At 36.3% G+C, this 22,636-nt stretch carries 29 protein-coding genes; 17 read left to right on the top strand and 12 right to left on the bottom strand.

Annotated elements, in window-relative coordinates; translation table 11 throughout:
* Positions 1-11: 11 nt before the first annotated feature.
* From F4694_RS05460 to F4694_RS05430, 7 genes are all read left to right on the top strand, one after another.
* Positions 12-329, top strand: coding sequence for a PTS sugar transporter subunit IIB (locus F4694_RS05460; RefSeq protein WP_179595875.1), 318 nt, complete (start codon positions 12-14; stop codon positions 327-329).
* Positions 330-347: 18 nt separating this feature from the next.
* Positions 348-1,580, top strand: coding sequence for a PTS sugar transporter subunit IIC (locus F4694_RS05455; protein ID WP_179595874.1), 1,233 nt, complete (start codon positions 348-350; stop codon positions 1,578-1,580).
* Positions 1,581-1,583: 3 nt separating this feature from the next.
* Entirely contained in the window at positions 1,584-1,934 is a 351-nt protein-coding gene (locus tag F4694_RS05450) for a PTS lactose/cellobiose transporter subunit IIA (RefSeq protein ID WP_179595873.1), read from the top strand.
* Positions 1,935-2,015: 81 nt separating this feature from the next.
* Positions 2,016-3,461, top strand: a complete 1,446-nt coding sequence (locus F4694_RS05445) for a glycoside hydrolase family 1 protein (RefSeq protein ID WP_179595872.1) — start codon at positions 2,016-2,018, stop codon at positions 3,459-3,461.
* Between the two features lie 58 nt (positions 3,462-3,519).
* Complete coding sequence (locus F4694_RS05440) at positions 3,520-3,786, top strand: phosphocarrier protein HPr (RefSeq protein WP_179595871.1); 267 nt, start codon at positions 3,520-3,522, stop codon at positions 3,784-3,786.
* A 241-nt stretch (positions 3,787-4,027) separates the two neighbouring features.
* Positions 4,028-4,177, top strand: coding sequence for a sporulation histidine kinase inhibitor Sda (sda, locus tag F4694_RS32920; RefSeq protein ID WP_179595870.1), 150 nt, complete (start codon positions 4,028-4,030; stop codon positions 4,175-4,177).
* Positions 4,178-4,549: 372 nt separating this feature from the next.
* Entirely contained in the window at positions 4,550-4,843 is a 294-nt protein-coding gene (locus F4694_RS05430; RefSeq protein WP_179595869.1) for a hypothetical protein, read from the top strand.
* A gap of 475 nt (positions 4,844-5,318) precedes the next feature.
* Here the strand turns inward: F4694_RS05430 and F4694_RS05425 are convergent, their stop codons facing one another.
* Complete coding sequence (locus tag F4694_RS05425; RefSeq protein WP_179595868.1) at positions 5,319-5,870, bottom strand: cysteine hydrolase family protein; 552 nt, start codon at positions 5,868-5,870, stop codon at positions 5,319-5,321.
* 121 nt (positions 5,871-5,991) lie between these two features.
* Here F4694_RS05425 and F4694_RS05420 point away from each other — a divergent pair, with 121 nt between their 5' ends.
* From F4694_RS05420 to F4694_RS05405, 4 genes are all read left to right on the top strand, one after another.
* Entirely contained in the window at positions 5,992-6,432 is a 441-nt protein-coding gene (locus tag F4694_RS05420; protein WP_179595867.1) for an Lrp/AsnC family transcriptional regulator, read from the top strand.
* A 288-nt stretch (positions 6,433-6,720) separates the two neighbouring features.
* A complete protein-coding gene (locus tag F4694_RS05415) occupies positions 6,721-7,092 on the top strand; it encodes a DUF2089 domain-containing protein (protein ID WP_179595866.1) in 372 nt (123 codons plus the stop codon).
* Positions 7,092-7,481 carry an SHOCT-like domain-containing protein gene (locus F4694_RS05410; RefSeq protein ID WP_179595865.1) on the top strand — a complete coding sequence of 130 codons (390 nt, stop codon included), beginning with the start codon at positions 7,092-7,094 and terminating at the stop codon, positions 7,479-7,481. The genes F4694_RS05415 and F4694_RS05410 overlap by 1 nt, the downstream gene beginning before the upstream one ends.
* A gap of 3 nt (positions 7,482-7,484) precedes the next feature.
* On the top strand, positions 7,485-7,754 hold the full coding sequence (locus F4694_RS05405) for a hypothetical protein (RefSeq protein ID WP_179595864.1): 270 nt from the start codon (positions 7,485-7,487) through the stop codon (positions 7,752-7,754).
* A gap of 79 nt (positions 7,755-7,833) precedes the next feature.
* Here the strand turns inward: F4694_RS05405 and F4694_RS05400 are convergent, their stop codons facing one another.
* From F4694_RS05400 to F4694_RS05385, 4 genes are all read right to left on the bottom strand, one after another.
* Positions 7,834-9,705, bottom strand: coding sequence for an ABC transporter permease (locus F4694_RS05400; RefSeq protein ID WP_179595863.1), 1,872 nt, complete (start codon positions 9,703-9,705; stop codon positions 7,834-7,836).
* Positions 9,680-10,444: an ABC transporter ATP-binding protein gene (locus tag F4694_RS05395; RefSeq protein ID WP_179595862.1), complete on the bottom strand. Its 765-nt coding sequence runs from the start codon at positions 10,442-10,444 to the stop codon at positions 9,680-9,682. Before F4694_RS05395 ends, F4694_RS05400 begins: the two co-directional genes overlap by 26 nt.
* Positions 10,445-10,536: 92 nt before the next feature.
* On the bottom strand, positions 10,537-11,538 hold the full coding sequence (locus F4694_RS05390) for a sensor histidine kinase (protein WP_179595861.1): 1,002 nt from the start codon (positions 11,536-11,538) through the stop codon (positions 10,537-10,539).
* A complete protein-coding gene (locus F4694_RS05385; protein WP_179595860.1) occupies positions 11,535-12,242 on the bottom strand; it encodes a response regulator transcription factor in 708 nt (235 codons plus the stop codon). The genes F4694_RS05390 and F4694_RS05385 overlap by 4 nt, the downstream gene beginning before the upstream one ends.
* Before the next feature lie 208 nt (positions 12,243-12,450).
* On the opposite strand from F4694_RS05385, the gene F4694_RS05380 reads away from it, so the two are divergent.
* From F4694_RS05380 to F4694_RS05360, 5 genes are all read left to right on the top strand, one after another.
* The gene (locus F4694_RS05380) at positions 12,451-12,675 is read left to right on the top strand and encodes a cyclase (RefSeq protein ID WP_179595859.1); all 225 of its coding nucleotides are present in this window, start codon (positions 12,451-12,453) and stop codon (positions 12,673-12,675) included.
* 186 nt (positions 12,676-12,861) lie between these two features.
* Positions 12,862-13,359, top strand: a complete 498-nt coding sequence (locus F4694_RS05375; RefSeq protein WP_179595858.1) for a hypothetical protein — start codon at positions 12,862-12,864, stop codon at positions 13,357-13,359.
* A 44-nt stretch (positions 13,360-13,403) separates the two neighbouring features.
* Entirely contained in the window at positions 13,404-13,829 is a 426-nt protein-coding gene (locus tag F4694_RS05370) for a hypothetical protein (protein WP_179595857.1), read from the top strand.
* A 116-nt stretch (positions 13,830-13,945) separates the two neighbouring features.
* Positions 13,946-14,284, top strand: coding sequence for a YolD-like family protein (locus F4694_RS05365; protein ID WP_179595856.1), 339 nt, complete (start codon positions 13,946-13,948; stop codon positions 14,282-14,284).
* A gap of 170 nt (positions 14,285-14,454) precedes the next feature.
* Positions 14,455-14,652, top strand: a complete 198-nt coding sequence (locus F4694_RS05360) for a hypothetical protein (protein WP_179595855.1) — start codon at positions 14,455-14,457, stop codon at positions 14,650-14,652.
* Between the two features lie 170 nt (positions 14,653-14,822).
* Here F4694_RS05360 and F4694_RS05355 read toward each other — a convergent pair whose 3' ends face one another.
* From F4694_RS05355 to F4694_RS05340, 4 genes are all read right to left on the bottom strand, one after another.
* Positions 14,823-15,380: a TVP38/TMEM64 family protein gene (locus F4694_RS05355; protein WP_179595854.1), complete on the bottom strand. Its 558-nt coding sequence runs from the start codon at positions 15,378-15,380 to the stop codon at positions 14,823-14,825.
* Positions 15,381-15,655: 275 nt separating this feature from the next.
* Complete coding sequence (locus F4694_RS05350) at positions 15,656-16,036, bottom strand: DUF1259 domain-containing protein (protein WP_179595853.1); 381 nt, start codon at positions 16,034-16,036, stop codon at positions 15,656-15,658.
* A gap of 282 nt (positions 16,037-16,318) precedes the next feature.
* The gene (locus F4694_RS05345; protein WP_179595852.1) at positions 16,319-17,230 is read right to left on the bottom strand and encodes an EamA family transporter; all 912 of its coding nucleotides are present in this window, start codon (positions 17,228-17,230) and stop codon (positions 16,319-16,321) included.
* Positions 17,231-17,398: 168 nt separating this feature from the next.
* Complete coding sequence (locus tag F4694_RS05340) at positions 17,399-18,616, bottom strand: ROK family protein (RefSeq protein ID WP_179595851.1); 1,218 nt, start codon at positions 18,614-18,616, stop codon at positions 17,399-17,401.
* A 242-nt stretch (positions 18,617-18,858) separates the two neighbouring features.
* Here F4694_RS05340 and F4694_RS05335 point away from each other — a divergent pair, with 242 nt between their 5' ends.
* Complete coding sequence (locus F4694_RS05335) at positions 18,859-19,677, top strand: purine-nucleoside phosphorylase (protein ID WP_179595850.1); 819 nt, start codon at positions 18,859-18,861, stop codon at positions 19,675-19,677.
* Positions 19,678-19,913: 236 nt separating this feature from the next.
* On the opposite strand, the gene F4694_RS05330 is transcribed toward F4694_RS05335, so the two are convergent.
* The 3 genes from F4694_RS05330 to F4694_RS05320 all read right to left on the bottom strand — a co-directional run bounded on the left by F4694_RS05330 (position 19,914) and on the right by F4694_RS05320 (position 22,504).
* The gene (locus F4694_RS05330) at positions 19,914-20,939 is read right to left on the bottom strand and encodes a TDT family transporter (protein ID WP_218895523.1); all 1,026 of its coding nucleotides are present in this window, start codon (positions 20,937-20,939) and stop codon (positions 19,914-19,916) included.
* A gap of 350 nt (positions 20,940-21,289) precedes the next feature.
* Positions 21,290-21,526, bottom strand: coding sequence for a DUF1450 domain-containing protein (locus F4694_RS05325; RefSeq protein WP_179595848.1), 237 nt, complete (start codon positions 21,524-21,526; stop codon positions 21,290-21,292).
* A 27-nt stretch (positions 21,527-21,553) separates the two neighbouring features.
* Positions 21,554-22,504 carry a cupin domain-containing protein gene (locus F4694_RS05320; protein WP_179595847.1) on the bottom strand — a complete coding sequence of 317 codons (951 nt, stop codon included), beginning with the start codon at positions 22,502-22,504 and terminating at the stop codon, positions 21,554-21,556.
* Positions 22,505-22,636 lie beyond the last annotated feature (132 nt).

Genomic DNA, 22,636 nt, shown 5'->3' with positions numbered 1-22,636 from the left:
AGGAATTTATAATGACGGAAAAGACAATTCTTTTAGTTTGCGGTGGCGGTGCTTCCAGCGGATTTATGGCCCAAAACATTCGAAAGGCTGCTAAAAAAAGAGATATTGACCTAAATGTAATTGCCAGAAGCGAGTCAGAGGTAGACGATTATCTGAATGAAATAAATGTCCTGCTTATTGGCCCTCATCTAAAATATATGGAAGAAGATTTACAATCGAAAGTTGCACCTCACAACATTCCGGCGGCGGTCATTCCGCAAACCATTTATGGTCTTTTGGATGGAAACAAAGGTCTGGACCTGATTTTGGAACTTCTTGGCGAAAAATAAACTTGAGGAGGTTATTCAATGAACACGTTTATCAATTGGATGAACCAAAACTTTACACCGAAAATGAATAAAATCACGAAAAATGTATGGGTTTCATCGATTCAGGAAGCCATTATGGCGATTTTGCCGCTGATTCTTGTAGGATCGCTGATTACTTTGATTTCAATCCTGAATAATTATTTTTCAAAAATGCCCAATTTTTCACCTATCACTACGTTTTCATTTGGTCTTATTAGTCTATTTGTTGCACTATTAGTTCCTTATTTTATTATGGAAAAAAAGAAAAAGAATGATAGAAAAATAATCTCAGGATTAACAGGACTTTCCCTTTTTCTCATGCTGCTTATGCCTAAGCTTACAGACGACGGCGGTATCACCTTCACGTTGGAACGTTTCAGCGGCAATGGCATGTTTGTTGCTTTAATTGTTGGCCTATTGGTTGGAGCCTTCATGTATCTCTTTTCTAAGTTTTCTTTCTTTAAAGGTTCGAGTTCGCTTCCAGATTTTATTATTGTTTGGTTTGACACAGTTATTCCTATCACGATTCTATTGCTGTTAGGGTGGATATTTACCTTCCAACTGAATGTTGATTTGTATGATTTAATCATAAAAGTTTTTGAACCCGTTACAGCAATTGCCCAAAGTTTCACCGGGTTTGTATTCATCGCTTTTCTTGGTGTTTTCTTTTATTCTTTTGGAATTAGTGCCTGGGTTCTGTACCCCATTATTTTTCCGATTATGCTGGAGGGTATTCAACAAAATATCGATGGTGTCGCTCAAAATATCAATACAATGGAAACTCAAACGGCTTGGGTATGGATTGGAGGTATGGGAACCACATTACCTTTGGTACTGATGATGTTATTCATGGCAAAGTCCAGCCATTTAAAAGCCATTGGTAAAGTAACGATTGTACCGTCTATTTTCAATATTAATGAACCTGTCATTTTCGGTGCTCCGGTGGCTTTTAACCCGATTTTAATGGTTCCGATGTGGTTGAATGGTTTAATTATACCTGCAATCACTTACGTGGCACTAACCTGGGATTTTGTGACAATCCCTGAGAGACTTTTTCAACTATGGTATATGCCTGTTGGAATTTCTTCCATGCTAATTAACTCCGATTTACGTGGATTAATTTTATTAGCTGTCGTTGTAGTCGTATCTTGGTTGATTTGGTTCCCATTTTTCAAGGTGTATGACATGCAGCAGTTTAAAAAAGAACAAGTAGAAATGAAATTGGAGGATTAGACTATGAACGACCACAACACAAATGATATCAATGAAGTATCGATGAAGATTATCCTAAATGCCGGTGACGCAAGATTAATCATTAAAGAAGCACTCGACTGTGTGGCAACTTGTGAATTCGAGGCGGCAAAGCAAAAGCTCGTTGAAGCGAAAAAGAAAATTACCGCTGCGCACGCTGCTCAGACTGAAACCATTCAAAGTGAAGCCCGCGGTGAGCAAATTGTATTCTCCCTCTTGTTTGCCCATGCGCAAGACACGTTAATGACAATCATGAGCGAGTGGAATACAGCCAATCATATCGTTCGTTTATTTGAAGTGTACGATGAACGGTTAAGAAAGCTTGAAGAAAAATAAATCATCAGTAAATGCCAGGTGGATCGTACAATCTGGCATTTACCTTTTCAGGAGACTGTCAGATTAGGAGAGATGAAGATCATGAAAAAACTAGAATTTCCAAAAGACTTTTTATGGGGTGGCAGTATTGCTGCTCATCAATGTGAGGGTGCTTATCAGGCTGACGGAAAAGGTCCAGGCCATATGGACTTTGTAACAACAGGAGAATTTGGAAAGGAACGTAAAATCACGAAGACTATTGAGGAAGGTAATGTTTATCCTTCACATGACGGAATTGACTTCTATCATCGCTATAAGAGTGATATTGAGTTGTTTGGTGAGATGGGATTTAAAGCTCTTCGTATCTCAATAGACTGGTCCCGTATTTTTCCTCATGGGGACGATGAATTACCAAATGAAGAGGGATTGGCTTACTATCATCAAGTGATTGATGAACTAAGAGCAAATCAGATTGAACCGATTATTACTCTATGTCATTTTGAGATGCCGATTGAAGTGGTACGTAAATACCGTTCCTGGTTAAGCAGGGAAACGGTTGAGTTATATCTTCGATTCTGTGAAACAGTAATGAAGGAGTATAAAGGGAAGGTACGCTATTGGGTAACTTTTAATGAAATGAATCATTTAGAAATTCAGAGTGATTTTTCTAATACCTTTACTTATATGATAACTGGTTTACAGTATTCTGATTTACAAGATAGAGAGATGCAACTTGCGACAATGGGATATCATATGACTTTAGCTAGTGTTAAAGCGGTTAAAATCGCTCATGACATTGATCAGAATAATCAGGTTGGTTGTGTTTTTGGACTCACACCTTGTTACCCAAAGACTAGTAAACCTGCTGATGTATTGCAAGCCTTTAAAGATACAGAAAGAGATCTATATCAGGTTGATGCGATGTGCAATGGAGCGTTTCCTCTGTATAAACTGAAGGAGTATAAGCGGAGAGGTATTACGTTACCAATTTGTGAAAGTGATCATCTCGCCTTTAGAGAGGGAAAGATAGACTTTATTGGGTTAAATTATTATTCCAGTGACGTTAGTTCGGCTGAACTTGATGAAAACACCGAATCCTCTTTGTTTGGTGGAATTCCAAATAAGTATTTGGAAAAGTCAGCATGGGGATGGTCCATTGATCCAACGGGTTTAAGGTATATGCTGAATTATTTGTATCACCGATATGGTATTCCGATTATAATCACCGAAAATGGTTTAGGTGCTGTTGATCAAGTGGAAAACGATGGAAGCATCCAAGATGATTATCGCGTTGATTATCTGAAAAAACATCTAGAAGCATTAAAGGCTGCCGTTGAAGAAGATGGTGTCCATTGTTTTGGCTACTTAATGTGGGGACCAATCGATTTGGTCAGTGCGACCACTGGAGAAATGAAAAAACGTTATGGATTTATTTACGTAGACAAACAAGATGATGGCAGTGGAACACATGAGCGAAGTAAGAAAAAAAGTTTCTACTGGTATAAGAAAGTTATATCGACAAATGGAGAGGATTTAGCTAGTATTTAAAAATTACTTAATCTGTTCCGCAATACAAATTAAGAAGTTAAAGGGGATTTATTGAAAAATGGTAGAAAAAACATTTAAAGTAACCTCAGAAACAGGAATTCACGCTCGTCCAGCAACGGTATTAATACAATCAGCAAATAAATATAATGCAGATGTAAACTTAGAGTATAGCGGTAAAATAGTTAATCTAAAGTCTATTATGGGAGTTATGTCTTTAGGTATCCCTCAAGGGTCTCATATAAAAATTATTACTACTGGAGCAGATGAAGAACTAGCACTTATAGGAATTGAAGAAACATTAAAAAGTGAGGGTCTAGGAGAATGATAAATTACACGCTGCCCAGCAACCATTTTGGTACAGTCTGCTAGCAAATTATGCAGATGTAAAGCTAATATATTATGGGAGTCGGTCATGTGGAATTAAATATGACGATGAAATTATTATAAATGGATACGATAAATACAAGCATTGGAGCATCTGCAATAGACCTTAGTGAAAGAATCTCTTACTGAGTAATCTAAATAATAATAGGAGAAAAAATATTAAAGCAATAGTAAGTAATGAGGTGAATCATATTAGGCATCAACTTAGCGTAGATGAGTTACTCAAGTTATTAAGAGATGCCATTAAGTTTAATCTAAAAACGGATTTTATTATGCTTATATCTGAAGAGTTAAACAATCGATTAATAACTAATATTGATAATAAAAAATAGATTGTTATGATAATATTCTTTACCTTCTCCATTCAAATAGTCTAAGCAAGTGGAATATGAACATCTACACCTATTAAATATGTAAGAAATGAATAAAACCTTGTATATTTTCGGTTTAATAAAAGTTGGATTATTGTTACTTTAAGTCAACAGATTCACTGATATTACTGGGGAATTTTGAAGTTGATTTGACCACTGTTCCCATAACAGTCATCATAACTGGTTGTGACCTGCGTGCAAGGTCTTGTGTGAAGGCTACTCCCCAATGCAAGTCCTTATCATGATTTTTTGTTCTTTTTCTCTCGAATATTTTCAGCATACCTTGGTCAAAATACCATTTGTTACTAACTATGATGAAATGGGGCCAGATTAATGAAGGAAGTTTTACAACAGATTAAAGAGGAATTAGAAAAGGCTTATGATAATCCACAATCCAACAATTTAGACCAATGCCTTCTTCAGCTTCAGGCTGCACGAGAACAGTATGGTGATAAAGGTAATATGATTGAGAACTGTATCACTGCAGTAACGCAAGCGAGAAATTCGATTGTGGCCTTGGAGAATGCAGGAGATGTATCTTCTGCCGCAGCCTTCGGTCAAGCGCATAATGCTCTTCAAAATGCGATAGAGTCTTACTCTGGTACAGATGATAATCAATATGAATGAGGATGTTCCAAAAGCATTGCTTTTGGACATCCTTTTTATTATTTCACTGATAGGGATTGGAAAAAGTTCCTAATAAAGAACCTCTTAGGGAGTTGAAGAAAAGGCAAAATAAGTAGAATGTTAGACTGGTTGACAGCAACGGTTCGTTCGAATTCATCCTCAGCACATTCCTCATAGATAGTATCTATTAAGAAAGTGCGTACTGTTTGGAAAACCCTATCCACTATATAATACTTTCATATCCTAATACAGCAGGGGTAGAGCAAGAAGAATAATATACACCACCGGATTTGGGGCGTTCCAGGAAAGATTCCCAACTAAGTACTAAAAGAGTAGCAATGCGATATTATGTGATGGAAGTTTGCTGGAAGTACAAACTATTAGGTAAATGGGTTTGATTATACAACAGCAAAAGGGTAGCTTGTTTTTATACAAACTCCCTATTATATTTAATCATTTGTCCTTCAAAATGGTGTTAGTTTCGTTCCAAAAAATCCTCGGTCGAAATCACATTGGCATACACACCGTTAAGTGCGCTAACAAACGCATAATGAACCTGTTCTGCTGATACAACCTTATCTTGGTAAGATAAATGCCTTGTCGCACATGCATCTTCAATAAGTGTAGTTTCAAAGCCTAGATCCACTGCAGCTCTAACGGTTGCATCTATACACATATGTGTCATCATCCCTACAACCACTACCTTGGTTACACCTTTTGCTCTTAATTTACTTTCTAATTCAGTTTTTAAAAAGCTGTTAGGGAAATTTTTTTCAATCATGTTTTCGTGTTCTACTGGCTGAACCGTTTCATGAATTTCTGCTCCCTCTGTATTTGGAAGAAAGAAGCCTAATTCAGGACTACTTGCGATATGCTGAACATGAAAAATATGGTCTTTGTTATTTTGTCTGAACCAATCAAGAACTTTAGCAGCATTCGCGGCTGCTTTATCAGGATTGCTTAACTCCATCTTTCCATTTGGAAAATAGTCGTTTTGTATATCGACAATAATTAATGCTGTACTCATTTTATCCACCTCATTAAAAAATTTATATTACAAGTATGATAATATAAAATATATTGATTTTGTTCGATACTCTGATGAAACACTTTTAGCTAAAAGCGTTTCATGGTGAAAGGAATTTAATATGGAACTTGATAATATTGATTTTCAGATTATACGGATACTATCCGAAAATTCACGTATTCAATGGAAAGACCTAGGTGAACAAATTCATATGACGGGGCAAGCAGTAGGAAATCGTATTAAAAAACTCGAGGATAGTGGTGTCATTAAAGCTTACTCTTTAATCGTCGATGAAATGAAAGTAGGGCTCTTCTTTACGGCGTTTGTCATTATCTATATGAAAACAGCAAACCATGATTCGTTTATACGTTTTTTAAATGATCGATATGAGGTAGTTGAAGCTCACCGGGTTTCAGGAGAAGCCTGTTACCATTTAAAAATAAAAGTTGATTCACAAGAAACATTGAATCTATTTCTTAATAAGATTCTTGATTATGGGAACTACACACTGTATCTATCCATAAAAGAGATTAAACTACAAAATCCGCTGACTGCCACATGACCAATATGAAGATAAAAAGAAACAAAAGTGTGCAAACAGAAAATGGCGGACGTTGAGTGAATTTTTATTAAGTGTCAAATAGGCTTCTAATACTTTATGCAATCCATCAGACTCTCCGATGAGTCTATTTTTTTTGTTTTTCTTTAATTGAGTAAATGGTTAATTTATTTAATTCAAAAATTAACTTATTAAATAAAAATATAAATTTTTATAAATAATTTTAAGTTTTTATTTGAAAATTAAAAGTTATGTTGTATGATATGATTAAATAAATGAAAGGAGAACAGTATGGCGTATCCTTTACTAACTAGTTGTCCTGTTTGCAGCAAGGCGCTTAAAATCACTAAGCTGCAGTGTAACCATTGCCAGACAACGATAGAGAATGAATTTGAAGTTTCAAGACTGGCGGCTCTTGGTCAGGAACAGCTGCAGTTTATTGAGATTTTTCTTAAATGCCGTGGAAATATCAAAGAGGTAGAGAAGGAGCTCGGAATTTCCTATCCGACGGTCAGAGGGAAATTAGATGAAATTATCTCTGCTCTGGGTTATTCCTCTCAAAAGAAACCGGAAGTAGATAAGAAAAAAATTGTCACGTTATTGGAAAAAGGTGAAATTACCGCAGAGAAAGCCATTCAATTATTAAAAGAGGGGGAAGAGTAATGAAGGACGAAATTTCTAGAGTCTTAACGCTAGTGGAGGAAGGTAAGATTGATAAGGAAAAGGCAAGTGAATTAATTACGATCTTACAAGGTAAAGATCAACCAGAGCTAGTGATAAGTAAAAAAGAAGCTCCATATGGAACTAAAATGCTAAAGATTCGTGTGACCTCCCAAGAAGGTGATAATGTAAATGTAAATTTACCGATTAATCTGGTAAAGGCTGTTCTAAAAGTGGGTACCAATATTGCTGAAAAAATACCTGAAGCTGAAAAATATGTAAAAGATATTAACGTTGACCTGCTCATCGAAGCCATTGAAAACGAATTGGACGGAGAGATTGTTAACATCACTTCGGCCAATGGGGATAAAGTGTTTGTGGTGATTGAGTAGATTATGTTAAAGGTCAAGGTGAAGGCAAAGGATATACGATTCTCCATTCCTGTTCCCTATGGTGTTTTAAATTTGGTTAGTTTGATTATTACATCAAAAAGGATTACTCGTTTAATAAATAAAGCAATTGAAAAGGATGGCAGCAAATTCATCTTCCCAGAAATTGAAAGAAAAGATTTGAAGCCGTTGCTGCAGGGATTATCTAAGTACAGTGGAGTAATCCTTGTTGATACGAAATTGAAGGATGGAACTGAGGTAGAAGTAAGGCTTTAAATAATACTTCTAATGGACAAAAAAATGAGCGCAGGTTTTATAGGATTTATGATCCTATGAAACCAGCACTTAGTAGATCTTAAAGAACAGTTTTTATCTGCTTTGTATAGAAATGTCGCACGATGAAAAAGTAAATGATTTGTATCATTAAGAATACACCTAACACCGTTATTGATTCCTTAAAGAGATTAAACGAAAATAGATTGGATAAGGCCGTTAAAGCAACTGCACCATGAACAAGTGCCACAAGGATGGGTGCGAAAAAGAGAATGGCAGTTTGTCTGTTTAATACCTTCTTTAACTCTTTCTCTGTTAGACCCATTTTTGAAATCGATGAGAATTTCTGCTTATCTTCATCTAAATCCATATATAATCGGAAATAAAGGAAACTTCCGGCTGAGACAAAAAAGACAATTCCGATAAATAATCCCACAAATAAAATTGGCCCGTAAAATTTCATGATTTCATAAATTTCGTACTCAACGGAAAAGATTTTATAACGTTCTAAATGTTGATATAGCTTTTCAGATGCAGTCATAATCCCAGCTTCACCGTCTGTCACTTGCCAAGCATAAAAGCTTTGCACTTCTACTGGATTAGGAAGTTTTTCGAAGTCACGATCTGACACAATATAATAAGTATCACTTGCCGGTAATGCTCTTGAGGAAATGACTCCATCTTTACCGGGCTTTAAAGTAAAGCCTGATTCCAATTTAATCGTTTCATCTAACGGCTTTCTAATCTGTCCCATATTAGGACCTTCATACTCTACAACGATTACTTGACCATCTGGGACCTTTACTTGCTTTTCATTAATTAAAGAGGCAAAACGATTAAAATCAGAACTCTTTGTGATTAATATCGTATCATTTGCATGATCGTAGTAGTTCATGTCCATATGCTCAGTGTCTGCCACAATCTTTTCTTCTTTCAATGTTTGGTTAATAAACTCAACATCTTTCTTTACACTTTCCTTTTCATTGGATTGATAAGAAAAGGTAGTAGCATTCACATGTTTAATGCCTGATGTAAGGAATGATTGGAATCCAAATAAAGTGCCAATAGCACTAAAAGCTACCGTTGAAACCATGGCGACCATAAAAAATGTCCGAGCATTATCCTTCATCCGAAAGGCCAAATCGGAAAATAGAAGCATATTTGTTTTAAACCAAAAAATAGATTCCTTTTTTCGTAACCTTCGAATGATGTATACACTTAATTGGGTAAATAATAAATAAGTTCCCACCATGACAACTACTATCACGGGAAGCATGACAACTACAACAACCGGACCCTTAGCAAGTAGGGCGGTTGTATAGCCAATTACTAGCAGTATGACTGCTGCCAGCGTTAAAAATAGGCTCGACTTTGGTTCGCCCTTGGAAATTTTATTTCCTTTAATAAGCTCAATCAGCTTTTTACTGCGTAGAACATACGTAACAAATAAAGAGATTAAGAAAAACAAGACAATAAATGACGCAAAGGTTAAAATGATTGCTTGTGTTGGAAAATAAAAGGGTAATGCACTTTCAATAATGAGCACGTTCTCAGCAATCAAAAGGATACCCTTCGCAAACACAACCCCAATGAAGATTCCGCCAAGTGTCGCAAAGAATCCAATCACCATATTTTCTAGAAACACCATCATTCGGATTTGTTTCATTGACATCCCTTGGATCATTAACAAGCCAAATTCTCTTTTACGCGATTGCAAAAACGAACTCATCGAATAAAGAATGAAGAAAAAGGAAAAGACGTAAATGATTCCGGCAGAGATGTTCATCCCTTTTGTTACATTTGCATTCATCTCATTTCCACTTAGCGCTGGATGATTAGCAAATATGGAAAATGTAAAAAACACCATCACGGTAAATAAACTGCTAAGGAAATAGGCCGCATATAACCTTTTATTACGAATGACATTATTAAACGCGAATTGTCGAAAGGTCATGTGCGTCACCCCCCATTAAAGAAAGTGTATCGATAATCTTTTGGAAAAAGGCTTGGCGGTTATCACCGCGATGGATTTCGGAATAGAACTTACCATCCCGAATAAATACGACCCTGTTACAATAGCTCGCAGCCTGTGCGTCATGCGTCACAAGCATCATTGTTGTCCGTTCTTTTTTATTAATCGCCTCAAGCATTTCCATTACATCTCTTGATGACTTTGAATCAAGATTTCCTGTTGGTTCATCCGCTAATAAAAGCTTAGGTCCATGAATCATCGCTCTTGCCACAGCGGCTCTTTGTGCCTGTCCTCCAGAAATCTCGTAGGTGCGCTTTTTCATTATGGAACTAATTCCTAGCTTTTCAGCGATATCATCCGCTTTCTGCTTCATTTCCTTCACTTTTTTCCCATCTAGGGTTAAAGGAAGGACGATATTTTCTTCAACCGTTAAGGTATGAAGCAGATTAAAATCCTGAAAAACGAAGCCTAGCTCACGACGTCTAAATTTTGCTAAAGCTTCTTTTTTTAATTGATGAGGATTATGCCCATTAATCACAATTTCACCTGTTGTTGGCTCATCAATCGTGGCGATCATATTTAATAGTGTGGTTTTACCACTCCCAGATGGCCCCATAATCCCAACAAATTCACCTTCATTTATCGTTAAATCGATATCTGTTAAAGCTGGATATGCTATTTTACCTTCGTAAATTTTACTTACTTTTTTTACGTTCAACATCACAAGTTCACCTTTCCTTTCCATTTCCTTTAACTTGTGACCATTATATCCTTTGTTCATTTTTGTAAAAATCGATTTTTCTTTCACTATCCTTACAGAGTTGTAATGTTTTGGGTCACACTAAAAATGATTCTAATGGTTGTGCCTTCACCAGTTTTTGAATCAATCTCGATTCGATGGCCAAGCTGCTTTGCTGCCTCACTTGTTAAATACAGTCCCATTCCTGTTGATTCTCTGAATTTCCTGCCATTTTCTCCTGTATAAAACGGTTCAAATACACGCTGCTTGTCACTCTCAGGTATTCCTACGCCATAATCCTTTACCTCTAAGACTGCTTCCCCGGCTCTATCGTAAATGGATATAGAGATGGACTTGCTTTTACCCTTGGAATATTTAACGGCATTATGTATCAATTGGGAAAGCATGAAGAACAGCCATTTTTCATCTGTTTCGACTAGCATACCGTCTTTTTCCTGAGTGAACTGAGGATAAACTTGATTCCGAATATAAAAACGTTTATTTTCATGATTCACTTCACTAACCATCTTTGCTAGTTCAACAGGTTTAATATGAAAATCCTGTTCAATGATCCTTAATCTAGCCATATAAAGGATGGTATTTAAACCTGTCTTCATCCGGTCTGTTTCCTCACGGATATTGGAGGAATCTGGTTCATCGAGGTTTTGAGCAATGAGCTCAATGACAGACAACGGTGTTTTCATTTGATGAACCCATTGATCCATAAACTTTAAATGCTCAGCTTGCCTCGATTCCAATCTTTTGATTTGCTCCTGATAATGCTTATATTGATTTTTTAATAATCGATCCAATGCTTTAGAAATCGGTGTTTGTTCCGTTTTTTGTAAAGATTGATCCAAGGACTCCAGTTCGCTTGTAAGTCGCTTGTAAAAAAGTCGACGGCTATAATAATGATAGAGTAAATATCCGCCAAGAAAAAAGAGACCGAGGAACACTGCATAAAGTGCAGGTAATAAATGGTGATAGCCATCTAGATAATAAATCGCGAGAATAACAAAAAATTGAATGATTTGGATAACAATGAGGAGGGCATGCTCTTTTAAAAATAGCTTCATTGATCATCATCCTTTAACCAGGAAATCGTTAAGCGATATCCAGCACCTCTTACGGTTTCGACGGCTCCTTTAAGACCAACGCTCTCCATTTTTTTACGGACTCGAGTAATGTTTACATTCAATGTGTTTTCATCGACATACACCTGGTCATCCCATAATTTTTCAAGTAAATCCTCACGTCCAGCTACACGGGGATATCGATCGATTAAGCTTTCGATAAGTTCAGCTTCTTTTTTGGAAAGGGGAACGGTTTCTTCTTTGTAAGTTAACTCTAGCCTCTCAGGAAAAAGCTTTAGCCCTTCTAATTCCAAGACACGCTCCTGAGCTTGCGCAGCATATTCCCCATATGCTCGACGAAGCTGGCTGCGAATTTTCGCGATGACGATTTCCGGATGAAACGGTTTTGTAATAAAATCGTCGCCACCATTTTCTAACGCCATGACCTGATCCATTTCACCAACCCTTGCTGAGATGAAAATAACAGGACAAATCGATTGCTTGCGTATTTGCCGACACCAATAATAGCCATCATAGCTAGGTAAATTAATATCTAATAAAACCAGGTCTGGTTTACGCTTCTGAAAATCCTCTATCACTCGATCAAAATCATCCACGATGAACGACTCAAACCCATATTTATTTATGTATTGTTGCAGATGTACCGCAATTTTAGGGTCATCCTCAATAATCAAAATCTTTTGCACGCGGCACACTCCTTTCCCTGTGCCATTATCCCATATCCTGTTAAAAAAGAACAAATAAAACCTTACATGGATGTAAGAGAAATGTGAGCTTATGCCATATCTTTCTTAACAAATTTTATGTTTCATTTACTATTGAAAACAAGGTATTTGTTTTTTAGTACCAGAATATAAATAACACTCTAAAACTAAGTTTAAGGTGGATTCGAAAATGGATAAAAGAGTTCTATTCGACTTTGAAGTCGAGTTTACGAATGGCGGTGGAATTCAAGGGCAGGAATTCCGTCTTGATATTGATGGGGATGACATTTCGGACGAAGAGTTGGCTAGGTATATTGTCGAAGATATGAGGTTGCTAATAGTGGGTAAAGTACGTATTCTTAACAAGAAAATCATAAATGAAAAACATAAAAGAAGATCTGCTGGCGAGGATTAATAAAAGTTTATTTTACGGACCTTCACGTTTAAGCTTCCTATAAGGGGCTTTTTTTTTTTTTTTGCTAAACTGTTCAGTTTAGTTTATCAGAAAAATAAGTAGCCAATATTTTGTTTTCTGTTAATTTTGAATGTTATGAAACTTTACAAATCTAAAATCGTCTATTATTTAAGGGGGGATGCTTAAATGTTTAAAAACACATTCGTTCTGATTTTGTTAATGATTTTTTCATTAACAACTGTTAGCTTTACGAATGTTACCAATAAAAATGACGAAACAAAAGATACCCATCAGGAAGAGAAAAATCGAGCACAAAATTGGAATGAAAGTTCTTTGTTTAAAGCTGGTAATTATACTTTGAATGGTGAAAAAGGACGTTTAGGTTTTATTTATGATGATAGTGAGGTGCTAAGATTTTATCCAAATAAAACCCAAAAATATATGTGGCATTTTTGGGGAGAAGATAAAGAGTTTGAAGGACAACTAAAAATTGTCGCCACACACGAAAATGATGGTGAACAAATAACTTTGTTAGAAGGTGTAGAAATCGGTGGTCCAAATAATGGTGCAGACCGACACATGCCATCAAATATGTCACTTCCTAAGAGCGGGATGTGGAAGTTAGAAGCTTATATGGGAGATAACCTTTTTGGAACAGTATTTATTAAGGTTCATAAGAAATAAACGGCTTAGTGATATAAAAATTACTTTTAAATGAGTGAAGAATATTGAGAAAAATAATTATAATGGTATTGTTTCTTTTTTCGTTACTGTTATCAGGATGTAAAGATGAAAATAAAGCGTGGGAACCTTATAGTCCTGAAAATACAACATCATTAATGCTGCAATTTGCTTATAAGGGGAATATCGAACAATTTAAGACTCTATTTTTAGATGGAATGGATGAAGACTATTTGCTACAAATATATGAAACTGTGAGATCAGCTGAAAATAAGGATGAAAATGAAACTTCATTCGGAGAAGTTTCTACATTTACTTTGGTATCCCTTGAAAACGGTAAAACATTTCTTGTTGAATTAACACCACCAATACCAAATAAAAATGATGAAGTGTTAATTCAAGATGTTATTGAGTTACCAAAAGAAATTAGAGATTATATTGAAGAAGAATTGAATCGAAAGTATAACAAGTGAAGTATAAGAATTACTTCTTCCTAAACATAGCTGAAATTGGGCCAACATTGGTCTATTTATTTTCTTTACATACGGAACGTTTGTTCGTTTATAATAGTAACGAAGGAGATGACGTTATGGCAATTCGCGATAGAGGCAAAATAAAATGGGCACCGGCCAGTTTTATGCCGGAGGGATTCGCAATGACTCGGGAGTTGTTTAAGGATCAGCTGCGACAAGCCAAGCCAATTATCGACGATTATGAAAAGGAGGAGTTTGACCTGCGGATAGGCTATGCGATGGAGTTTCACTTGCCGGTGCAGTTAACGACGTGGAGTGATGGATTCACCGAGATTAAAACTGGGAAGATACATTACATTGACCCAATAACCTACCAGCTAAGGGTTGAGCAGAAGCCTGGCGAGTTTGAACGGGTTACGTTCGAAAGTGTGGTTGGAGTGACTGTAGTTGAATGAGCGAATAATTAAGAAGCTACTAGGATATCGAACTTTGTGCAAATCTTCGCTTAAGGGAATGGGGCGAAAGAGTGGATTTTTTGATCCTCTTACCAATAATTGTCTTTTTTATGGTATAATAAAATTAACATTATTCGAATTTTAGAATAATTTAGTGAAGGGGGTACTTTATGTCAAGCATCGCTTATTTATTTTGGGGCATTTTATTAGGTATCATCCTATTTGGAGTTTTGATCGATAAATTATTTAGAAACAAAGTTAAATTTAATGATTCAGAACACATCAAATCCGCTAATCAACAATTAAACGAAAATGCTTCATTGAACAATAAGAGTACAAATGAAATAACTGGCTCTTTTATACCCTGATTCTTTGGAGGTTTAACTTTCACCTCAACAATATTCGAAAAAAGTAATAAACAGCAAAAAGGGTCCTCGAATTATTCGATGGACCCTTTTTTTGCACGTTTTACAGTGTTCAAGATGAGTGTACCAGCGTTGAATTCCCTGAAATATATCAACATTTTGATAAAAATGTGTTAGTTATTTCTTTTAAGTAACATTTTTTTACTTATGCAAGAGGTCAACATTACAATCCCTAAGATTACAATTACTAGAAAACTTAACTGAGTATTGTTTAAAGCAAGTGACTGTGCGAAATCTACTGAATATGCCAAAGAGAATGAGGTTATTAGTTTTGCAACACCAGCTATTAAAAGAAATTTCTTAAAGCTTACTCCGCTAATTCCTGCTCCAAAACAAATGATCTCATCAGGTAAGATCGGAATAATGAATAAAATTAATAAAATACTTATCTGGTTTCTCGCAACATAACGTTCATACTGCTTTATATGATTTTCCTTTACCCATTTTTTTATAAGCTTTTGTCCCCCATACTTCGCTATGAAATACGCAACCATTATTCCTGAAAGTGTACCAACAAAACTAATGCTTGCTGCAGGAAAAGAACCGAGTACCGCACCACCAGCTCCGACAGTTGCTGCTTCAGGGAAGGGTAACAAGATTGGTTGTAGGAAACAGATTGTAAAGAAAATAAAAGCAACAACAAGCTGATTTCCTTGTAATAAAATCTCCATAAAAATCCACCTCTTTTTCACTTTTGCTATATTAATAATAAGAGGAAGATATTATGATATTGTTATATATTTCCTTAAGATTTCCTTAATTTTATTGTCTGGTTCTTGAATATAAAAAATCGGCAGTTTCCCAAGAGGAGGGCGATACTAAGATTTTATTGATGGAGGGATATTTTTAAAATAAGAAATTTCATTATTTTTAGTTGAGGAAGGAATTGAGTAGAAATAAAGCCATTTGTGATATTTAGTAACCAACATCACAAATGGCTCGGTTTTTAGAATAGTCCTGCTTCTTTTGCAGCCTCAATACTATTTCTGGCAAACTCAGACGCACTCATTCCTACATTCTCCCAATGCATATACATTAACCGCGGTTCTTCAAATAGCCAATGGTTATGAAATGCTGTTACGATAATACCTCTGCACCGTAATGCATCGAGCATTGGATTAACTTCTCTTTGAAGGAGTACAGATTCACCTAGGTTAAGACCATTATTTTCAAAAGATAACATAAATGGAAGTGCTAGGGGAGAAAGAGTGCGACGACCTAAAATAGTTGCTCGAATATCATCTCGAAGGCGCATAACTACACAAGCAGGAGCCGCTTGAACAACTTCACCGCCGATAATATCTGCAAGTCTTTGGCAAGTTGACATATTAATACCTCCTTTCTTTTAAGATGTTATACCCTATGCAGAACTACAACAGCTTGTCTAGGTTTTTTCATTAACATCCAAAAGGAAGTAAAAAAAGGGATGGTGCAGTTTAACTAACGGGGTTATTCTTTAAGAAGGAGAAGCATCCTTTTTTGTTAGAGGTATTGTAGTAGGGGAAGTAGGGTTGAATCATAGATTGGTGAGTTCCTGGTTTGAAAATTTATGTATCTAACAGGAGAGGGGAGACCCTCAAAGGAATCTCCCTACACTGACATACCATATTTAAAAGGTAGATTCCCTTTCCAAATAAGAAGACTTTTTGATAGGTTTAGATATTTTCAGATTTCCCGCTATAATTCCGCCAAGTATGAAAACAACCCCGAGCCATTGAGACATACTTACCTGTTCTGTTAAGACTAACGCTGATAGAATTACAGCAATCGGAAGTTCAGCGGATGTTAAAATGGTCCCTAAACCTGGTCCGATATGGGGCATGCCGATGGTAAATAGGATCGGCGGCAAGACTACGCCTAATAAACCAAGATACAAACCGTACGGTGCAATTTCCATTAAGACTGATAATTGTAGTAACTCAGTTGGTGGACTTAGAAGGAAAACAGTAATCATCCCCCCAGTGGTAAATAGAGCACTTTTTTGCACAGCTGGAGTATCCTTTTCCACACTACTACTAAGAAAGATAAAAGTGGTATAGGTTAGTGCAGAAAGCATTCCCCAAATCGTACCCTGCCATGTCATTCCTCCGCTGCCTTCCGCAATAATCCCTGAAGCAAGTATGGAGCCAATCACCAGAATAGCTATGGAAACGACCTTACCCGTGGTTGGTTTCTTTTTATAAAAAACAAATTCAAATAAGCTGCCAATCCAGACAAATTGAAATAAAAAGATAATCGCAAGCGATGCGTTAAGGGATTGCAGTGATTGGTAATAAAATAGACTCGTTAAACCAAGCGGAATTCCTGATAACAGTAATTTTCCTATTTTTGGCAGTGTTAGTTTTTTCTTTTTTGAAAAGAGAGCTGCAATCCAGATTAAGAGTGCACCCATTAAGAATTGACTTCCTGTCACCGCTGAGGAGGTAAAACCAGCTGAATAAGCCAACTTTACAAAAGTCGATAATGCACCGTAGCTGCATCCCCCGAGTAGAACAAGTAGTGCGTAATGCCAAGTTTTCATTTTTATATACCCCTTTCATTCTATAAAACATAAAAAGCCACACAGCAATAGTAGCTGTGTGGCGAAAATAGAGAAGTCTCTAGAAAAGTCCACTAACAAATTTTTTTGGGTTCAATATTACTTTGTTTATTCTAAAGCGATTCACAATGATTGTCAATCAAGAACTTTTTATGGTTGGAATTCTTCCGTGAAATAATCCAGTACCATACATCCAGCTCCCTGGGCAACGATGTTGTAGGCAGCAGTTGATTTTATAATCTGAAAATGACTTTTAGGATAGTGCATGAGTCGATTTTGTGCGGTTTCAGAGACCTCGTCGTAAAAAAGAGGTTTCGGCACCAACGTTCCTCCACAGACAACAATATCCGGTCGTAATAGCAAAATGAGATTACTAAGACCGACGCCAAAATAATAAGCTGCCTCCTTCACTACATCAAGGCAAAGAGAGTCTTCTTGCTCTAAAGCATGTAAAATATGATGAAAATCGATATCTTCTACATCTTTAACTATATCTTGAAGGATAGAATTATGACCACGCTTTAGCCGACGGACCACTTCGTCACGGATGGCAGGCAAGCTGCTATATGCTTGTAGACAACCATACGAGCCGCAGGAGCAACGCCGTCCGTGTATATCCACTACCATATGTCCCAGGGTATCATCCATCTCCATGTTAGTACGAACCAATCTACCTTGTAAAATAGTACCGCAACGAATTCCCATATCACTCGAGACAAAAACTAAATTGTCTGTTTCTTTCCAATAGTTTTTACGGTATTCAGCTAATGCAGCCAAATTTGTTCCGTTATCTATGAATACATGTGTATTAATATTTTGTTGTAAATAATCGACGATGTTAAGGTTATCCCAGCCTCCTGCAGGAAACAGATGTGGGTTTATGATAACCCCGGTTTCTTTGTCAATTGGATCAAGAACTCCAATCCCTATACCCAGCAATTTCTCTCTTTGAATATTGTGTTTAGACAGTAGCTCATCGACACATCGTGATACAAAATTTAAGGTGTACACTCCAGTGCACTGTGAATCCATCCTCAATTTTTCAACGTCTATGATATCTAATTTTAAATCAAGGAGAAGCACTGTGGTGTATAGGTTGGTGATTTCTACGCCAATTACATAATAAGCGTCAGGCTTGATGACGTACATCAGTGGTTTACGTCCTCCACTAGACTCCCCAATCCCACTATCGTAGATAAGTCCTTCCTGAACAAGCTCGTCCAGTAAACGTGTACATGTCACATGTTTGTATCCCGTTATTTCAGTAAGTGTATTGATCCTGACTGGACCTAACTTACGAATCAGGCTATATAAAAGTTTTAGGCTCTTTGTTTTTGGTGATGTTGAACCAGCAAATTGCTCTAACATAAACTTCCTCCAAATGAATAAGGGTTATATTATATTTTAGCTGATTCATTCATAAAGGAGAAGACAATATAACGAACTTTTTTTCTATTTTAAAAAAAGCAACCTGATTAATGAAGGCTGATAGGTTATTAAAATATAATTTCTGTATACTTTTTTTCAAAATGGTTTTTAGTTATTTACAATCGCCTCGAAATCTATTAAACTTTTATTATAAATTGTTAAAAAAAAGGGAGATATTTATTATGCATAAAATGCAAGAAATTCTAGAAGCTAAAGATTTCATCATGAGTAAGACTGAGTATACTCCAACGATTGGAATGATTTTAGGATCAGGATTAGGTACGCTTGCAGATGAAATCGCGAACCCAGTCACCATTCCTTATAGCGAGATTCCTCACTTCGCAAAATCTGAAGCAATTGGCCATGCAAACGAATTAGTAATCGGGGAACTAATGGGTAAAACCGTAGTGGCGATGAAGGGACGTTTTCATTATTATGAAGGCTTTACGTTAGATGAAGTCACATTTCCCGTACGAGTAATGAAGGCGCTAGGTGTAGAGAATCTACTTATCACGAATGCATGCGGTGCGATTAATACAAGCTTCAACCCTGGAGATTTAATGTTAATCACGGATCATATCAATTTAGTCGGTACAAATCCATTGATTGGACCTAATAATAACGAATTAGGAACCCGTTTCCCTGATGTTTCTCAAGTATATAATCGTGAATTACGAACTATTGCTGCAAATGTTGCAAAAGAACAAAACATTACCTTACAAGAGGGCGTATATGCTTGGTGGAGCGGACCAGCGTACGAAACTCCAGCCGAGATCCGTATGATTCGAACATTAGGAGCGGATGCTGTTGGTATGTCAACGGTCCCAGAGGCGATTGTAGCGATTCACGGAGGAATGAAAGTACTTGGTATTTCCTGTTTAACGAATATGGCATGTGGGATTCTCGATCAACCATTAAGTCATGATGAAGTCATTGAAGTGGCTGCTTTGGTAAGAGAGAAGTTTATCAAACTTGTTAAGGAAACCATTGCAAGAATGTAATAAAACATTGTTGACTTATTATAATTGTAATTATAAGTCAGCTGAAGAATAGAACTAGTAAAGGTATGTGGTTTTCTTCCTGTTGCCGAAGTCTCCGAACGAAAAATAAATTAATTAAGAAATGAAAAGCACTCACAAAAGTTGTCAAAATCAACGTTTATGAGTGCTTTTTGTTTTGAAAAGATAATATTGAAATTACCACATTGTGAGTGTTTTTTACTTCAGGATAAAAATGGTTAAGATTTGATGTATGGAGTGCTTACTTCGTTTTCTTTACCGATTTCTCTAAATGATTGTTTATAGGTTTCTATGGCATCTCTTAAACTAAGCATTAGTTCAATTATAAGAAGAATTATCACTACCCACACGCCCACCTTTAAGATGGTGTCAATCACGAAGGATCCAATAAATAAATGGGTATGGAAAAGTGATGTAAAAGTATAGAACATTGCAAAAGTAAAAACTCTACTCCACTGCGTCACATCATATATTAAGATTGCCTCTCTGAACCCATAGTGTTTAATTCGTCTAAATAGCCTATAGAGTTCAACAGCCTCAACTGCAATGAAAATAATAAGGGCAGCTCTCCATATCAATCTTATGATATCAATACTAATAATGCCCGTGACTAAACAGGCAATCCCAGAAATAGATAATGCTCCATGTAAAATACAGTTCGTGTTGTTCCAATCCATTTCAATCGACCAAGAATGATTGATGTATCTAGATAAAATAAAGAAAACACAAACCAGATAAAAACAAAATCCGATAATCAATAAAGATAAGTTAAAGATATCAGGAAATTCTATGAAAACAGTGTTAAGTAAAAGGACAATTGATTGAGTGCTTACGGTAGTAAGTAGAAGAATGCCGTGGACATTCTGATATGATTTTGTCCGAAAAATTTCTATAAAAGTTTTTACACAAATCCCGATATAAATAATCCATAGGCCAATATTTATAAAAGCAATAATCTCAGAAATAAATCCCCAGTGAAAAAATTGTTTATAAAATAAGATCCCACTTATAGAAGTGCCGGCAACCCATGTACCAATCCCAAAGCGGTTGATCACATTGGAATAATGGATGTCTTTAAATTTTCCATCCAAACTGGCTATGAAAAAAGAGAAAATAAAGGCAAACCATAGGGAAAGGTTAATAATACATAGAATTTTTCCAAAAATGTGTTGGAAGAACTGGACTCCAAAGTAGTTTAATAGAACTCCTTGCGTAACAATCCCAATTGCCATAACGATCGCCATAGTTGAAGTTCTAATATATATTTTTTTAAAAGTGAAAAATAAAATAATACAAACTATAAGGAAGATCAAAATCAATAAATAAACCACACTTATCACCATTATATTTTAGATATTTAATTAGTATATCACCTATCAATCTAGAGGTCTGCACAAATATTCCGACTTAATGGTTCACAATAAATAGATGACCTCGGAGTATAGGTATTTTTTCACTATTTTCTTACAAATCCACTTACATTACAAATTGGTAGCTATAAAATTACCAAAAGACATAATGGACCGTGCGCGAAAAGACCCAAGTGAATAATCAACACTTGGGTCGTGATTTAAGTCGCCTTAGCGATTTGTTCTTACGGAACCGGTTTAACAGTTTGAAGAATTTTATTTATTAAGCTTTCAGCATCATCAGCCTCGATGGTTGTTAATTGAATACGGCAGAACGGTCTTACTCTACATTCCAAACACCTGCTAAAGCAGTCTACGATACGAACATCGACAGTATTTTGATAGTGCAGGCTAAGAAGGTCAATGACTTTGTCAGCGTCCGTTACCTTAATGTTTCGCTCACAAAACTTAGCTACTCTCATTCTGTCTTTCCTCTTATAATAAAACTTCTATTCTTGATCGTAATGGGTAAATTGGATATCCAAAGTACGAAGGTAGGTTTGCAGTCCTGCATCTTGGATTGGGATAATGAATGCGGGTTCCCCTGATTCATTGTGATGAGAGTGCCACAGCCCTGGAGGGGTAACGAAGGCTTTTCCTGTTACCCAGTCAATCCGAATGGGATCAATGATTTGTTTTGTAAGAGGGTCTACCTTATCCCCAACTAATGTATATGTCCCAGGTGCAGCATATGCCACAAAGTCAAGTGCAACAGATTTATGACTATGAGGAGCTTGGCTTGCCCCTGCAGGAACAATCCCCAACATTGCCCATAAAACATGTGTAATCGTTAACGTTTGTTCGAAATTTTGATTATTTAACAAAATGGAGATGCGGTTTTTTAAATGTGCATCTGGTGCATTCGCTACTTCATCTAATTTTGCTTTCGCCCGTTCCGCTGTATAAAGTGTCGGCTTAAAACGTGCTTCCGTCGCTTTAACACCTAAGTAGTTAAGAAGCGGGGTGTCCAAAATGTAGTAGATGGTTGAATCCTCTGCGGCTATATGAGTGCTAACTGATCCGGATGGAAGAGTTAAGAAGTCACCTTTTTTCCAATTGATTGTTTGTCCATTAACTTCGGTAGTGCCAACACCGGAAATAATATAATATAATTCACTGGTTGCGTTTGGTTGTGTATGAATCGAATCTCCTGCATTAATTCGGATAAAGTGAGCAAGGAGGGATGGACTCGTTGCCTGATAGTTGGTTCTTAGTTCGTTTGATAAATCTAGTGATATTATACGAGTTTCTCCTGAGTTATATAGTACAGGTGCAAATTCTTTAGGAGGGATAGGGCTAGTAATCCCACTGCCAATTGGATCAGCAGCCGTGGTATACTCGTAAAAAAGGGCATCCTGTGTCCAATTCTCGCTTACAGTTTCAATAACATCTTTTTGCATATGAAACCTCCTATTATAAGAGTCATACATTCTTATCATTTGTTTTGTAATTATCAAGTGTAATGGTTTCTTTTCCTGTATTAAAATCTTATTCCTAGAAAAGAAACCATTCATTCCTGTCATCTTCCTCTA

The sequence above is a fragment of the Neobacillus driksii genome (assembly GCF_013409995.1).
Lineage (GTDB): Bacteria > Bacillota > Bacilli > Bacillales > Cytobacillaceae > Neobacillus > Neobacillus driksii.
This window is presented reverse-complemented; position numbering and strand designations above follow the sequence as displayed.

What these genes read in the sequence shown, in the direction of transcription:
- F4694_RS05460 (WP_179595875.1), top strand. Translation starts at nt 12, where the DNA reads ATGACGGAAAAGACAATTCTTTTAGTTTGCGGTGGCGGTGCTTCCAGC.
- F4694_RS05455 (WP_179595874.1), top strand. Translation starts at nt 348, where the DNA reads ATGAACACGTTTATCAATTGGATGAACCAAAACTTTACACCGAAAATG.
- F4694_RS05450 (WP_179595873.1), top strand. Translation starts at nt 1,584, where the DNA reads ATGAACGACCACAACACAAATGATATCAATGAAGTATCGATGAAGATT.
- F4694_RS05445 (WP_179595872.1), top strand. Translation starts at nt 2,016, where the DNA reads ATGAAAAAACTAGAATTTCCAAAAGACTTTTTATGGGGTGGCAGTATT.
- F4694_RS05440 (WP_179595871.1), top strand. Translation starts at nt 3,520, where the DNA reads ATGGTAGAAAAAACATTTAAAGTAACCTCAGAAACAGGAATTCACGCT.
- F4694_RS05430 (WP_179595869.1), top strand. Translation starts at nt 4,550, where the DNA reads ATGAAGGAAGTTTTACAACAGATTAAAGAGGAATTAGAAAAGGCTTAT.
- F4694_RS05425 (WP_179595868.1), bottom strand. Translation starts at nt 5,870, where the DNA reads ATGAGTACAGCATTAATTATTGTCGATATACAAAACGACTATTTTCCA.
- F4694_RS05420 (WP_179595867.1), top strand. Translation starts at nt 5,992, where the DNA reads ATGGAACTTGATAATATTGATTTTCAGATTATACGGATACTATCCGAA.
- F4694_RS05415 (WP_179595866.1), top strand. Translation starts at nt 6,721, where the DNA reads ATGGCGTATCCTTTACTAACTAGTTGTCCTGTTTGCAGCAAGGCGCTT.
- F4694_RS05410 (WP_179595865.1), top strand. Translation starts at nt 7,092, where the DNA reads ATGAAGGACGAAATTTCTAGAGTCTTAACGCTAGTGGAGGAAGGTAAG.
- F4694_RS05405 (WP_179595864.1), top strand. Translation starts at nt 7,485, where the DNA reads ATGTTAAAGGTCAAGGTGAAGGCAAAGGATATACGATTCTCCATTCCT.
- F4694_RS05400 (WP_179595863.1), bottom strand. Translation starts at nt 9,705, where the DNA reads ATGACCTTTCGACAATTCGCGTTTAATAATGTCATTCGTAATAAAAGG.
- F4694_RS05395 (WP_179595862.1), bottom strand. Translation starts at nt 10,444, where the DNA reads ATGTTGAACGTAAAAAAAGTAAGTAAAATTTACGAAGGTAAAATAGCA.
- F4694_RS05390 (WP_179595861.1), bottom strand. Translation starts at nt 11,538, where the DNA reads ATGAAGCTATTTTTAAAAGAGCATGCCCTCCTCATTGTTATCCAAATC.
- F4694_RS05380 (WP_179595859.1), top strand. Translation starts at nt 12,451, where the DNA reads ATGGATAAAAGAGTTCTATTCGACTTTGAAGTCGAGTTTACGAATGGC.
- F4694_RS05375 (WP_179595858.1), top strand. Translation starts at nt 12,862, where the DNA reads ATGTTTAAAAACACATTCGTTCTGATTTTGTTAATGATTTTTTCATTA.
- F4694_RS05365 (WP_179595856.1), top strand. Translation starts at nt 13,946, where the DNA reads ATGGCAATTCGCGATAGAGGCAAAATAAAATGGGCACCGGCCAGTTTT.
- F4694_RS05360 (WP_179595855.1), top strand. Translation starts at nt 14,455, where the DNA reads ATGTCAAGCATCGCTTATTTATTTTGGGGCATTTTATTAGGTATCATC.
- F4694_RS05355 (WP_179595854.1), bottom strand. Translation starts at nt 15,380, where the DNA reads ATGGAGATTTTATTACAAGGAAATCAGCTTGTTGTTGCTTTTATTTTC.
- F4694_RS05350 (WP_179595853.1), bottom strand. Translation starts at nt 16,036, where the DNA reads ATGTCAACTTGCCAAAGACTTGCAGATATTATCGGCGGTGAAGTTGTT.
- F4694_RS05345 (WP_179595852.1), bottom strand. Translation starts at nt 17,230, where the DNA reads ATGAAAACTTGGCATTACGCACTACTTGTTCTACTCGGGGGATGCAGC.
- F4694_RS05340 (WP_179595851.1), bottom strand. Translation starts at nt 18,616, where the DNA reads ATGTTAGAGCAATTTGCTGGTTCAACATCACCAAAAACAAAGAGCCTA.
- F4694_RS05335 (WP_179595850.1), top strand. Translation starts at nt 18,859, where the DNA reads ATGCATAAAATGCAAGAAATTCTAGAAGCTAAAGATTTCATCATGAGT.
- F4694_RS05330 (WP_218895523.1), bottom strand. Translation starts at nt 20,939, where the DNA reads ATGGCGATCGTTATGGCAATTGGGATTGTTACGCAAGGAGTTCTATTA.
- F4694_RS05325 (WP_179595848.1), bottom strand. Translation starts at nt 21,526, where the DNA reads ATGAGAGTAGCTAAGTTTTGTGAGCGAAACATTAAGGTAACGGACGCT.
- F4694_RS05320 (WP_179595847.1), bottom strand. Translation starts at nt 22,504, where the DNA reads ATGCAAAAAGATGTTATTGAAACTGTAAGCGAGAATTGGACACAGGAT.